Origin of the sequence: Mesorhizobium sanjuanii, from assembly GCF_002529485.1 — a bacterium.
GTDB lineage: Bacteria > Pseudomonadota > Alphaproteobacteria > Rhizobiales > Rhizobiaceae > Mesorhizobium > Mesorhizobium sanjuanii.
The window spans coordinates 1-12,882 of the sequence record NZ_NWQG01000069.1; the positions used below are offsets into that span (position 1 = coordinate 1).

Annotated in this window: 16 protein-coding genes; 6 read left to right on the forward strand and 10 right to left on the reverse strand. The window is 60.9% G+C overall.

The window, feature by feature from the left end:
• Positions 1-878 (forward strand): hypothetical protein (locus CN311_RS12915; protein WP_097574107.1); only part of this gene is annotated, 878 nt, incomplete at its 5' end.
• A gap of 264 nt (positions 879-1,142) precedes the next feature.
• Positions 1,143-2,909 (forward strand): tetratricopeptide repeat protein, encoded by a 1,767-nt coding sequence (locus CN311_RS12920; protein WP_097574108.1) that lies wholly within the window; start codon positions 1,143-1,145, stop codon positions 2,907-2,909.
• Positions 2,910-3,032: 123 nt separating this feature from the next.
• Here the strand turns inward: CN311_RS12920 and CN311_RS12925 are convergent, their stop codons facing one another.
• A complete protein-coding gene (locus CN311_RS12925) occupies positions 3,033-3,314 on the reverse strand; it encodes a helix-turn-helix domain-containing protein (protein WP_097574109.1) in 282 nt (93 codons plus the stop codon).
• Positions 3,315-3,621: 307 nt separating this feature from the next.
• Here CN311_RS12925 and CN311_RS12930 point away from each other — a divergent pair, with 307 nt between their 5' ends.
• On the forward strand, positions 3,622-4,236 hold the full coding sequence (locus tag CN311_RS12930; RefSeq protein WP_115504246.1) for a hypothetical protein: 615 nt from the start codon (positions 3,622-3,624) through the stop codon (positions 4,234-4,236).
• A gap of 123 nt (positions 4,237-4,359) precedes the next feature.
• Here CN311_RS12930 and CN311_RS12935 read toward each other — a convergent pair whose 3' ends face one another.
• On the reverse strand, positions 4,360-4,734 hold the full coding sequence (locus CN311_RS12935; protein WP_133117169.1) for a hypothetical protein: 375 nt from the start codon (positions 4,732-4,734) through the stop codon (positions 4,360-4,362).
• Positions 4,735-4,817: 83 nt separating this feature from the next.
• Between CN311_RS12935 and CN311_RS12940 the strand changes: the two genes are divergently transcribed.
• Entirely contained in the window at positions 4,818-5,168 is a 351-nt protein-coding gene (locus CN311_RS12940; protein WP_245440821.1) for a hypothetical protein, read from the forward strand.
• A gap of 75 nt (positions 5,169-5,243) precedes the next feature.
• Here CN311_RS12940 and CN311_RS12945 read toward each other — a convergent pair whose 3' ends face one another.
• The gene (locus CN311_RS12945; protein ID WP_097574112.1) at positions 5,244-5,546 is read right to left on the reverse strand and encodes a hypothetical protein; all 303 of its coding nucleotides are present in this window, start codon (positions 5,544-5,546) and stop codon (positions 5,244-5,246) included.
• Between the two features lie 82 nt (positions 5,547-5,628).
• The gene (locus CN311_RS12950; protein WP_097574113.1) at positions 5,629-6,171 is read right to left on the reverse strand and encodes a MerR family transcriptional regulator; all 543 of its coding nucleotides are present in this window, start codon (positions 6,169-6,171) and stop codon (positions 5,629-5,631) included.
• Here CN311_RS12950 and CN311_RS33640 point away from each other — a divergent pair.
• Positions 6,170-6,298, forward strand: coding sequence for a hypothetical protein (locus CN311_RS33640; protein WP_280954034.1), 129 nt, complete (start codon positions 6,170-6,172; stop codon positions 6,296-6,298). The two genes, CN311_RS12950 and CN311_RS33640, sit on opposite strands and share 2 nt — an antisense overlap.
• Before the next feature lie 11 nt (positions 6,299-6,309).
• Here the strand turns inward: CN311_RS33640 and CN311_RS12955 are convergent, their stop codons facing one another.
• The 5 genes from CN311_RS12955 to CN311_RS12975 all read right to left on the reverse strand — a co-directional run bounded on the left by CN311_RS12955 (position 6,310) and on the right by CN311_RS12975 (position 10,022).
• Entirely contained in the window at positions 6,310-6,633 is a 324-nt protein-coding gene (locus CN311_RS12955) for an integration host factor subunit alpha (protein WP_097574114.1), read from the reverse strand.
• Positions 6,634-6,737: 104 nt separating this feature from the next.
• Complete coding sequence (locus CN311_RS12960) at positions 6,738-7,709, reverse strand: beta-ketoacyl-ACP synthase III (protein ID WP_097574115.1); 972 nt, start codon at positions 7,707-7,709, stop codon at positions 6,738-6,740.
• A 9-nt stretch (positions 7,710-7,718) separates the two neighbouring features.
• Positions 7,719-8,789, reverse strand: a complete 1,071-nt coding sequence (plsX, locus tag CN311_RS12965) for a phosphate acyltransferase PlsX (protein WP_097574116.1) — start codon at positions 8,787-8,789, stop codon at positions 7,719-7,721.
• Positions 8,790-8,919: 130 nt separating this feature from the next.
• Positions 8,920-9,468, reverse strand: a complete 549-nt coding sequence (locus tag CN311_RS12970) for a YceD family protein (protein WP_097574117.1) — start codon at positions 9,466-9,468, stop codon at positions 8,920-8,922.
• A gap of 11 nt (positions 9,469-9,479) precedes the next feature.
• Entirely contained in the window at positions 9,480-10,022 is a 543-nt protein-coding gene (locus tag CN311_RS12975) for a ubiquinol-cytochrome C chaperone family protein (RefSeq protein WP_097574118.1), read from the reverse strand.
• Positions 10,023-10,137: 115 nt separating this feature from the next.
• Here CN311_RS12975 and CN311_RS12980 point away from each other — a divergent pair, with 115 nt between their 5' ends.
• Positions 10,138-10,662 (forward strand): outer membrane protein assembly factor BamE, encoded by a 525-nt coding sequence (locus CN311_RS12980; protein ID WP_097574120.1) that lies wholly within the window; start codon positions 10,138-10,140, stop codon positions 10,660-10,662.
• A 94-nt stretch (positions 10,663-10,756) separates the two neighbouring features.
• On the opposite strand, the gene CN311_RS12985 is transcribed toward CN311_RS12980, so the two are convergent.
• Positions 10,757-12,882: sodium-translocating pyrophosphatase (locus tag CN311_RS12985; protein ID WP_097574119.1), on the reverse strand; the 2,126-nt coding region annotated here is incomplete at its 5' end.

The following is a 12,882-nucleotide window of genomic DNA, read 5'->3' on the forward strand; positions in this document are numbered from 1 at the left end:
TAATTACACTCATCAGAAACCAGAGGATTATGTCGATGGTAGAAAGCCTTCTTAGCGTGTCGGGTATAAACCTATTTGGCCATTTTGTAATTGATCTGCAGGTGGTGAACCCACTTCTGAATCCTATTGTGGCGCAGGTAGCATCAGCAGAAAATATACCAGCATTGATAGATAATAAGGACGTAAACGGCGTACCTGTGGTGGCTGGAGATAGAATCGTTGTTTGGAAACAACGGGTGTTGGAACAGATCGAGGTGTATACCGTAAATGCTGCGGGCGTTCCGTGGACCAAAGGTGATACGGCTGCCGGTGCAGTAATACAGGTGACCGGCGGGGACAGCTTCGTCGGATATTTTATGAAGCTTGAGAACGGGTTCGAATTCATCGGGCGCCGCCAAGGCGCTGGAAACCGAACAGGGCAGAATAGATTGCTGGAAAACCAGCTGGAAAACGGCAGGTTTGCAAGGATATACGGCTTCAGCTTTGAAGGAAGCTACTATGATCTTCCAAGGCCCGTAATATTCCTTGTGCATGGAGATGGGGAGCTTGTCGCCGAGGACCTCGGCAAGTTCAGCCCTGCTCGTTCGCCCAGTCCGACCGGACTTACAGGCCTCGCGGCAGCGGACTTCGACTTCGCCGATGGTCTGCGCGTCTGGTCCTACGACAAGGCTGACTACACAGTGCGCATGGATGTAGAGACAGGCATGTTCGAGGATGTGCTGCTTGCGGCGATGTTCGGCGGTGGACCGGGCGGCATGGATGCTGCCGGCATGAGCGCGCGCGGCATGAGTGCAAAGGGGATGAGCGCTCGCGGCATGAGTGCAAGGGGAATGAGCGCGCGCGGCATGAGCGCTCGCGGCGGCGGCAACAGCGACTGACCCCAAAAGGAGTACATCCCTGAGGCGGGTTGACGTTTGCCCGCCAAGCCGGGGATTGGCGTCGCTTTGTGACGATGCGGTGCCGAGCCGCTTGTAAAGAACGACTGCACGCATTGCTCCATGAGCGAACTATAATTTTTTCGATCTCGGCAATATTCCCTTTCGATCGTAATGTGCCTTTCTTTCCCGGCTGCAGTCGGCTGTCCTCGTGTGCTATACGCTGGACTGCTTGGCGATTTGCCGCCAACGCGGGCGAGAGGGCTTATGGCCATCAGGCTACACGAGATGCTTAATCGAAAGCTGTCGGCGATCGTCTACGCGGACGTGCACGGCTATAGTCGCCTGATGGATCAGGATGAGGCAGGGACGGTTGTCCGCCTGACCCGATCGCTTAATCTCATACGCGGCCTTGTCAGCGACTATGGCGGTTCAGTTATCGATACGGCTGGCGACGGCCTGGTGGCTCTGTTCCCCAGCGCAGCCCAGGCGTTGCATTTCGCGGTCGAGATGCAGCGGGAACTGTCCAACGAGGTGGTGTGGTCAGGCGCCCAAGAGCCCATTACCTATCGGATCGGCATTGCCATTGGCGAGACGATTGCCAGCGACGGTGCGATCTACGGCCACGGCATCAATTTGGCCGCTCGGATCCAATCGCTGGCGGCGCCACGCGGCATATGCATCGCTGAATCCGTTCGCCAACTTGTTCGCAGTGAGCCGGAGTGTTCGTTCCGGTCGCTGGGCAAGCAAAAGCTGAAAAACATTGCTGACGAGCTTGAGGTCTTCGCAGTCGATTTCGAATTGTCTCATGAAGTGCCCAGAACGTCGCCGCTGCTCTTCGCTGCTGCGCCCGAGCGTTCCGCGCCGGAGAGCTCGGTGGCAGTCCTGCCGCTCGAGAACGTTTCGGGCGATCCGGCGGACTTTCATTTGTGCCAAGGCGTCGCGGCGGACCTCATTTCCAATCTGTGCCGGTTCCGCAACCTGATGGTGATCGCACGGCACTCTGCAATAGCCGTTATGGGGCAGACGCGATCGCCGCGCGAGATCGCCAATCAACTAGGCGTTCGCTACCTCCTGTCAGGAAGTCTTCGCCGTGCAGGCACCCGTCTCCGGATTGCCGTGGACCTGATCGAGGCGCAGACCGAGCATACGATCTGGTCAGAACGTTACGACGGCAGCATCGAGGACATCTTCGCCTTCCAGGACGACGTTACCGCGATGACCGCGTCGCGGCTTGCCGTGCATATCGATATGGCTGAGAAGCGACGGCTGATGTCGCAGAATCATCCCAATATCCATGCCTATGGCATGATCTTGCGTGGGCAAGATCTCAGCTTCCGCTTCCGCCCGGAGAGCAATTGGCATGCCAGGCGGCTTTATGAGCAGGCGCGGGATCTTGATCCTCGCTATGCGCGCAGCTACGCAGCCCTGTCGCGGACGTTCAACGTCGAATGGCGCTACGCGTGGACAAAAGATCCGGAAGGCGCACTGAACGAGGCGTTAAACCTGGCGAGTCTGGCCGTCCAGCATGACGATCTCGATGCACGCGGTTATTCGGAGATGGGCTTGGCCCACCTCTATAAGAAAGAACACGATCCAGCGATCGCAGCCTACGAACGTGCTCTGCAGCTCAATCCCAATGACGCCGACCTGCTGGCCGAGATGGGCGACTGCCTTGTCTATGTTCGTCAGGCGGAGCGGTCCGTAAAGCTGCTGGAGCGGGCGATGCGGCTCAACCCTTACTACCCGGATTCCTATCTCTGGTATCTCGGTGATGCCTATTTCCAGCTCGGCGAATATGAAAAAACGATAGAGACGTTGCAAAAGATGCAGGATGGTTCCGAAGGCCATCGGCTTATGGCAGCGAGCCATGCCCATCTCGGGAACGCTCGAGACGCGGAGAAGCATGCCCATGAGCTATTGAAGGTGCACCCGAACTTCACTACCGCGCAGTGGCGCAAAGTTCCCCCGCACAAACACCCGGAGGATACTGAGTTACTTATCGATGGCCTGCGTAAAGCAGGGTTAAGGTAGCAGGGTCTGTCGCGCCAATGTCCAGCGCTGGATTTGGTCCAGCGCTGGATTTGAAGTCTCGTAAAGAACTTCAAAACCAAAAGCGCTGCAGGTAGGTTTTAAGCGACCCCGGCGTCGCCATTATCAGACGGATCGATTTTCCGTGGGTTGCACCAGCACGGCTGGATTGACCAGTGCACCTTCCGGGAGCCGGAGCGCCGTGGCGATGCGCCGAAGCTTCGACGGGTCGGCATCCCTGCCGCTTTCGATGTCCGCGATCTCATTGATGGACAGGCCGCATGTCAGGGACAGCTCTTCCAGACTGTATCCCCTGGTTTCCCGGATGGCTCTGAGGGCGCTGTGATCGGGCGCAATCTCGGTCGCCGCCAGTTCGGAGAAGGTATCGCGTTTTGCTATGTTGGACATTGGCAACTCCGTGGGCTGAAAGAGTTTTAGTCAAATCATGTTGTTGCCTGAGACGGGCGGGAGAATGCCCTCTTGTCGACAGTTTGCCAAGCACCAAAGAAACCGTCACGGCATCGTGATGCCAGCCCGAAAAATCGGCCAGCACCGAACTCACGGCACCGATATGGAAGCCATGCCGATCAAGTTGTTTTGAAGGGTCGAGCGCCGAATTGTTCAACGGTTTTGGGCCGCTCGTTCGTTAGGCAGTTGTCGCTGGTTTGCCAACGATTTGGCCATTTCCGGCCAGCCTTTCGAAAGGATCGGATCCATGGACTTGAAGACAATTGTTGTTGCGCTCGGCACGATTTCCAGCTTTGCCGGGAGCAACATGGCGGCCGCCCAGGCGGCAGATGCCGTGCAGGTGCGCGGTACAGTGGTCAGTTTCGAACCGTCGCTACTCACCGTGAAGACACGGGAAGGCAGCACCGACGCCATCAAGCTGCCCACGGACTGGAAGATCTCCGGCGTCGCCAAGGCGTCAGCCGAAGACATCAAGCAGGGCGACTTCGTCGGCATCGCTTCGGTCGCGAAGGCGGATGGCGGCAGCGGAGCGCTCGAAGTGGTGATCTTCCCCGCAGCCCTCAAGGGGACCGGCGAAGGCGATCGGCCATGGGACCTTCAGCCCAACAGCCGGATGACCAACGGCACCATCGCCGACGTGACGGAAATCAACGGCCGCACGGTGACCCTGACCTATGACAATGGCCAGAAGAAAGAAATCGCCATACCGCAATCGACGCCGATCGTGACCTTCGCCGCGGCGACGCCGGCGGATCTCAAGCCTGGTGCGACCGTCTTCGTCAACGCCGAGCGCGGCAGCGACGGCACGCTGGTCGCCAGCCGGGTCGTGGTCGGAAACAACGGTGTCGCGCCGCCGATGTGAGGCTCGCTTCCACGGTGAAGGGGCTTCAGACACAATCCAGAAACAAAATTCTACAGTCCGGAAAAACTGTCGAAAAATTCCAGGGCGATAGTCCCTGCCGCGGCACCCAGTCACCGACTTCAATCAGTGACGTTGAAAACGCGGTCCGCGTAAAAAGGAAACGAAGTCATGAAGAAGTCCCTCCTGTCCGCACTCGGACTCGCAGTCGCACTTGCCGTCTCGATGCCGATCATCGGCGCCAACAGCGCCGATGCTGCGCCCCTGCATGCAAAGCATCACCGCTATCATCACCATCACCGTCATCACATTCGCCACCACCACCATCATCACCACCACCACAAGAAGTTGGTGGAGAAGAAGGTTTAACCCCACCGCCTCCCCCAGCGAGAAGGCTGGCTTAACCAAGGCTGCCTTCTCGTTGGATTTTCCAGACACAATTTGATGGAAACAGGGTTTGGGACAGCCAGCCACGCGCAGGCCAGTGCCTTGATCCCACACCGAGAAACCGCCTCGATATCGACCGCGCGATTTTTTTCGAACCGACGCGTGAACCTTTCCTCCCTGGGCCGCACTAAACCGGCATGGACGCCAAGAAGGCGATCCCCAACCAGAGGGACGCAGACAGCGATCCTCAATCCAGAGAAGGAAATGCTCAAATGACCAACATCTCGAATTTCAAGCGCCTCTCGTTCGCCGCGGCCATCATCGTCTCGGCCTTCGGCTCGGTTTCCGTGCCGAACTCGGCCTTCGCCGGCACGCACCCCACCGGCGACGGCGGCGCGGTGTGCAAGGGGTCGGGCTCCTGTCTGGTGCTGCAGTTGGACTGCAAGGGCACCTATACCGACGCCACCGACAAGAACGGCACCGTCTACGGCAAGTGCAGCCAGATCATGAAGGTCGATCCGAAGAGCCGAATCAAGCTCGCTCGCTGATCGACTGTCACCGACGGAAATGGCGACCGTCCGGCATGGGCGGCCGCCATTTTCTTTGCGCTCGACCGGATCGAGCTAGCGGCGGCTGAGCAGCAGGCTGGCAACCAGCCCGACCACAACCAAGCCGACGGCGGCTGCCGTTGCCGGATGATCGCGCGCTGTCCTCTCGATCGCCCTGCCTTGCTTCCTGATCGCGGGCAGAGCGTCGCCGAGATAGCTGGCAAGGTGCGAATAGTAGTCCGACGCGGCGTCGCGCCCGTCCTCGTAGTAAGCGCCGCCCCGTCTGGACACCGCTTTCCTCAGCGCCGCCAGTTCCCTGGAGAGCGCTGTGACCTGCTTTTCAAGGTCGATGTCGGAGATATTCGAAAGCGAAGCCATGGCAGGGGTTCCTTCATTTGCAGAAGGAATCGTAACGCATGACCTCCAAGACCGTTCCGGTTTGGGAGACTGCCGCCGGCCCTTAGCGCACCTGATCGAGCAGGCGCTTGCACTCCAGAAGGTCGAACAGCGCTTCCTGCAACAGCGCGCGGTTGTCGCGCGAGAGCTTCGACGTGTCGGGCTGGACCGGGCCTTCCTCGTCGCTCTTGCCCAGCCCGAAAAAGCGGCGGCTCGGTTTCAGCTTGGGTTGGCCGACAAGCATCTCGTCGTCCGCGCCGCGCGGCTGGGCGCCCGGCGTCAGCGGCACCGCATCGGCCTGCCGGCGCTGCGAGATCGCCTCGACGGCCGCCATGTCGCCATTGCCGATGGCGACCAGGAAATGGTTGCCATTCTCGCGCAGCAATTTCTGCACGCCCTTGATGGTGTATCCCTGGTCGTAGAGCATATGGCGGATGCCCTTGATCAGTTCGACATCCTGCGGCCGGTAATAGCGGCGACCGCCGCCGCGCTTCATCGGCTTGATCTGGTTGAAACGCGTTTCCCAGAAACGCAGCACGTGCTGCGGCAGATCGAGATCTTCGGCGACCTCGCTGATGGTGCGGAAAGCATCGGGGCTCTTGTCCATGGGCGAAATCCTCACGCTGGACGACGATCCGGACTGTTTCACCGAATCATGCCTTATTTCAGCGGTTTATGAAACAACATTCAAGCCCGGCGTCAAAGAGAGCGACCGTTTTCAACTGAAGCCTTGAAGCACAGAGCGCTACTTGCCGCCCTTGGCCCTGCTGTTCTGGTGGGAGCGCAGGATGCGGCTCTTCAGCACGTTGGACGACTTGAAGGTCATCACACGGCGCGGCAGGATCGGCACTTCTTCGCCGGTCTTGGGATTGCGCCCGATGCGCTCGTTCTTGGAGCGGACATGGAATGTCGCGAAAGACGACAGTTTCACCGTCTCGCCGCGAACGATCGCGTCGCAAATTTCGTCCAGAACCGCTTCGACGAGTTCCGCAGATTCGGTACGCGACAAGCCGACCTTGCGGTAAACGGCTTCGGCAAGGTCGGCGCGCGTAAGTGTCTTTCCCCCCATGCGAACCGTCCCATCAGCTCAAAAACATAAATCGATACAAGCAAAGGCAGAGCCTAAGTAATTGATCCGTCAAGGTCAAGGACCCAAACCTGTCTGTTCGGAACTTACCAGCGGAGCAAGACCGCTCCCCAGGTGAAGCCCCCGCCCATCGCCTCGAGCAGCACCAGATCACCCTTCTTGATGCGGCCATCGGCAACGGCCACCGAGAGCGCCAGCGGCACGGATGCCGCTGACGTGTTACCGTGCAAATCGACCGTAACCACCACCTTTTGCTCCTCTATCCCGAGCTTTTTGGCGGAAGCGTCAATAATACGTTTATTGGCCTGATGCGGCACGAACCAATCGAGATCGTCAGCGGTAATCCCGGCCGCCGAGAACGTCGCTTCGATGACGTCGGTGATCATGCCGACGGCATGCTTGAACACTTCGCGGCCTTCCATCCTGAGATGGCCAACGGTTCCGGTGGTCGACGGTCCGCCGTCGACGTAGAGCTTGTCCTTGTGGGTGCCGTCGGAGCGCAAGCTCGCCGCCAGCACGCCGCGATCGGTGATACTGCCCGCGCCCTCTCCTGCTTCCATAACCATGGCGCCGGCACCGTCGCCGAACAGGACGCAGGTCGAGCGGTCGTTCCAGTCGAGAATGCGCGAGAAGGTTTCCGAGCCGATCACCAGGACCCGCTTGGCCAGGCCGCCGCGAATATAAAGATCGGCGGTCGTCACCGCATAGACGAAGCCCGAGCACACCGCCTGCAGGTCAAAGGCGAAACCATGATGCATGCCGAGCCGGTTCTGGATCTCGACGGCAGTGGCCGGAAAGGTGTTGTTGGGCGTCGAGGTCGCCAGCACGATCAGGTCGATGTCGGCGGGCGTCAGGCCGGCATCGTCGAGAGCCGCACGCGCCGCCGCCTCGCCCAGCGAAGCCGTGGTCTCGTCATCGGCCGCGATATGGCGCTGACGGATGCCCGTGCGCTGGGCGATCCATTCGTCCGACGTCTCGACCATGCCTTCGAAATCGGCATTCTTCATGATGCGGCGGGGCAGCGCGGCGCCCATGCCGCGCACGACTGATCTGATCAATGCTTTTTCCTATTCCTTTGCGTCGGCAACGACGTCGGATTTCCTGTTGGTCTGGGCATGCGGATTGCGCGCATGGAACAGGTCGAGATCGGCCTCGATGCGGTCGAGCAGATTGTTGCGCACCATGTCGTAACCAAGCTCGATCGCCGCCGCGAAGCCATCCGAATCAGCCCCGCCATGACTTTTCACCACAATGCCGTTCAGCCCCAGGAAGACGCCGCCATTGGAGCGGCCAACATCCATCTTTTCGCGCAGGCGATCGAAGGCGCCCTTGGCAAAGAGATAGCCGATCCTGGCCATCAGCGTCCGGTTCATCGCGGCGCGCAGGTAACCGGCGATCTGTCTTACCGTGCCTTCCGCCGTCTTCAGCGCTATGTTGCCGGCAAATCCTTCGGTGACGACCACGTCGACAGCACCCTTGCCGATGTCGTCGCCTTCGACGAAACCGTGGTAGTTCATCGAAGCCATGTTGGCCTCGCGCAACATACGGCCCGCCTCCTTGACTTCTTCCTGACCCTTGATCTCCTCGACACCGACATTGAGCAGGCCGACGCTCGGCCGTTCGATGCCGAAAACAGAGCGCGCCATGCCGGTGCCCAGAATCGCAAAGTCAATCAGTTGATGGGCATCAGCGCCAATGGTGGCGCCAACGTCCAGCACCACGCTTTCACCGCGCAATGTCGGCCAAAGTGCCGCGATCGCCGGGCGGTCTATCGTCGCCATGGTGCGCAGACAGAATTTCGACATCGCCATCAGGGCGCCGGTATTGCCGGCGGAGATGCAGGCGTCGGCCGTGCCTGACTTTACCGCCTCGACCGCTTTCCACATCGACGACTTCCAGCGGCCATGGCGCAGCGCCTGGCTCGGCTTGTCGTCCATCCTGACCGATATCTCGCAGTGGATGAACTCGCTCACCTGCGCCAGCTTGGGGAATTTGGCAAGCTCGGGGCGCACCGCCTCCTCACGACCATAGATGACGAAGCGAATGTCCGGGCGCCGGGTCGCGACCGTCATGAGCGCCGGGATGACCACGCTTGGTCCGTGATCGCCGCCCATGGCATCGATGGAAATCCTGATCACGCGGTATTCATCTCACATTTTGCTTGAGCGAGCGCCTGGCGCTTGCAACGGTTCGGGGCTCGCGAAGGTTCGGCGAAAATAGCTGTTTTGGGCTGCCGCACAACCGACTTTTCCAATATCAGGTCCGCTTTCAGGATTTTCCAAGCAGCGAGCGCAGCTTCTGCTGGAATTCACTTTCCTCTGGCTCGGTCTCGTCCGAGGCCGCAAGCGAGGCTCCCGGCTTGCGTGGGTAAGGATCGATCGCCAGTCCGAAGAACTGTTCGGCAAGCTCGCCTACATCGATCGTGTCGCCAGAAAAAGTTTCGGGACTGTCCGGCCCTTCAGCGTCGAGCAGGATCTCGCCGCCCTCCTCGAAACCCTGCCGCCCGAGCTTGGACTCTTGCGGCAGAAGCAGCGCCTCGACCGCCTCGTCGATATGGGCCTCGACCGGCTCGAGGGTGACGATGCAGGCTTGCGTGATGTCGGCCTCGACGCGGCCGCTGACCTTGACGCCGTTGCGCTTCCACGGCGTCACCAGAAGGTCGGCGCGGTAGTTCTCGACCGAAAGCAGATCATGTTCGCCAGCAAGTGCCGCGCGCTGCCCGGCATCGGCATCGATCACAACCGGCAGGCCCTTTTGCGGCAGGCGGGCGACGTTCGCCACGAAGGATACGGGGCTATGGGTGTCGGCATGTTTCATCTTCCTCTCCTTCAGCCTGCTTTGGCCACAGGAAAAGTCACCGTGCCGGAAACGATCGATTCGGCCGGCTGTTGCGCGAGATGCCTCTCGGCCTCGACCACATAGCTAGCCAGTTGCGCGGCTTGCGGCCAGGCGCCGGCATCCGGCCTGATATTGCGGGCAAGGGCGGCGGCAAGCGCGTCGTGGTCGTTTCGTTCCAGGGCGTCGTCATAGGCGGCGGTGCGGCCGTAGAACATCTTCGCCAGTTTCTTCATGCGTTTGGGCACGCCGACGTCGCCGATGCCCAGTTCCCGCAGCGAATGCTCGACATCCAGGAAGAACTCGTCGATCAGCACCTGCGCAACCTCTCCGGCAGCACCGCTCTCGCCGCGCAGCCGGTGCTGCAGCAAGAACATGTGCAGAGACAGCATCTCGAAACGGCCGAGCGGCGTGTCCGGTACGTTCCAGTCGGAATAAAACACGGTTTGCCGCGCGGATGCCACGATTTGTGCGTACAGCGCCTCCGTGATAGCGCGGTTGGCGTGACGTTCGCGGCCAAAAAGGCGCTGGAACATTTGAGGGTGGTCTCCCGGGGACCGTTTGTTGAATTGGCCTTGTTGCATCGGCAAGCAAGCTGGTTTACCGGTTTTGCGGCCCAGCGCAAGTTGCGGCAGTTTGAAGGAGTTGTTGTTGCGCGCGCTGAAATTCAAGTCGATTCTCCTGCCCAGGCCCGCCGGCATGATTTCGCTGCTGGTGGTCGCTTCTGCGCTTTCCGCCTGCAATTCGTCCAAGATTGTCGGCGACCTCAATCCGAGCGAGACGCTGACGCAGGGTTATGTGATCGACCAGCAGGCGATCGACTCAGTGCCGGTCGGCTCCAGCCGTGAACAGGTTCTGCTGGCGCTCGGCACGCCGTCGACGACAGCTACGTTCGACAATGAGGCCTTTTATTACATTTCGCAGACGCGCAAGCGTTACGTCGCCTTCGACAAGCCGCGTCTGGTCGACCAGAAAGTGCTGGCGGTGTATTTCGGCGAGGACGGGCGCGTCACCCAGATCGCCAATTACGGCATGAAGGACGGCAAGGTGTTCGACTTCATCTCGCGCACCACGCCGACCGGCGGCAAGGACCAGAACTTCCTCAGCCAGATCATCAACGGCGCCAGCAAGCTGGCGCCCGGCATCCCGGGTGGTGGATCGTCGCCGGGCACGTGATCCCTGCCCGGCGGTCCATCTCAGGAAATCAGACAGCAAAAAACCCGCCGGATCGCTCCAGCGGGTTTTTGTTTGAACCTATAGTCCTGTGTCGTCAGCCGTGCGCGAGCACAGCCAACAGCAGCAGGGCGACGATGTTGGTGATCTTGATCGCCGGGTTGACCGCCGGGCCGGCGGTATCCTTGTAGGGATCGCCAACCGTATCGCCGGTCACCGAGGCCTTGTGCGCCTCGGAACCCTTGAGGTGCTTGACGCCGTTCTTGTCGGTGAAGCCGTCCTCGAACGACTTCTTGGCGTTGTCCCAGGCACCGCCCCCCGAGGTCATCGAAATGGCGACGAACAGGCCGTTGACGATGACGCCGAGCAGCGAGGCGCCGAGTGCAGCAAAGGCGGAGGCTTTCGAGCCCGAGATCAGCAGCACGCCGAAATAGACGACCAGCGGCGCCAGCACAGGCAGCAGCGACGGGACGATCATCTCCCGGATCGCGGCCTTGGTCAAAAGGTCGACGGCGCGGGCATAGTTCGGCTTCGACGTGCCGGCCATGATGCCCGGATCCTCGCGGAACTGCTTGCGCACCTCCTCGACGATGGCGCCCGCCGCACGGCCGACGGCGGTCATGGCAATGCCGCCGAACAGATACGGAATCAGGCCACCAAAGATCAGGCCGGCGACGACATAGGGGTTGGAAAGATCGAAGGAGATTTCGCCCATGCCCTGGAAGTAGGGGTATTTGTCGCCATTGGCGGCAAAGAACTTCAGGTCGTTCGAGTAGGCGGCAAACAGCACCAGCGCGCCGAGGCCGGCCGAGCCGATGGCGTAGCCCTTGGTCACCGCCTTGGTCGTGTTGCCGACGGCGTCGAGCGCGTCAGTAGAGTGGCGCACTTCCTTGGGCAGGCCGGCCATCTCGGCGATGCCGCCGGCATTGTCGGTGACCGGGCCGAAGGCATCGAGCGCGACGATCATGCCGGCAAGGCCGAGCATAGTGGTGACCGCGATCGCCGTGCCGTAGAGGCCGGCGAGCTGATAGGTGGAGATGATGCCGCCGACGATAACGATCGCCGGAAGCGCTGTCGATTCAAGTGAGACCGCCAGGCCCTGGATGACATTGGTGCCGTGACCGGTCACCGAGGCCTGAGCGATGGAGTTCACCGGACGCTTGTTGGTGCCGGTGTAGTATTCGGTGATCACCACGATGAGGCCGGTCACCAACAGGCCGACCAGACCGCAGATGAACAGGTTCTTGCCGGTAATGGCCATGCCGGCAACGGTGCCGATCTCGCCCCAGCCGAGGCACACCGAGGTGGCGACGCCGAGGCCGACGATGGACAGCAGGCCGGTGACGATCAGGCCCTTGTAGAGCGCGCCCATGATCGAGCCGTTGGAGCCGAGCTTGACGAAGAAAGTGCCGACGATCGAGGTCAGGATGCAGGCGCCGCAGATGGCCAGCGGATAGAGCATTGTGGCGCCGAGAACGGCGGTGCCGCCGAAGAAGATGGCGGCGAGGACCATGGTGGCGACCACGGTCACGGCATAGGTCTCGAACAGGTCAGCGGCCATGCCGGCGCAGTCGCCGACATTGTCGCCGACATTGTCGGCGATGGTGGCCGGGTTGCGCGGATCGTCTTCGGGAATGCCGGCTTCGACCTTGCCGACGAGATCGCCACCAACGTCGGCGCCCTTGGTGAAGATGCCGCCGCCAAGACGAGCGAAGATCGAAATCAGCGAGGCGCCGAAGCCGAGCGAAACCAGCGCGTCGATGACGATACGGTCGTTGGGCTGAAGGCCCATGAAGTGGGTCAGGATCAGGTAATAGATCGAAACACCGAGCAGGGCCAGACCGGCGACCAGCATGCCGGTGATGGCGCCCGACTTGAAGGCGATCTCGAGGCCGGCGGCGAGGCTGTTGGAAGCCGCCTGCGCGGTGCGCACATTGGCGCGCACCGAGACGTGCATGCCGATGAAGCCGGCCGCACCCGACAGCACCGCGCCGATCAGAAAGCCGATGGCGGCGGTGGCGGAAAGCAGCCACCAGGCGAGCAGCAGGACGACGACGCCGACGATGGCGATGGTGGTGTACTGGCGCGCCAGATAGGCTTGCGCGCCTTCGCGGATGGCCGCGGAGATTTCCTGCATGCGTGCATTGCCTTGGTCGGCCGCAAGGACCGAACGTGTCGCCCAGATGGCGTAAAGGACTGAAAGCAGGCCGCAGGCGGTGACGG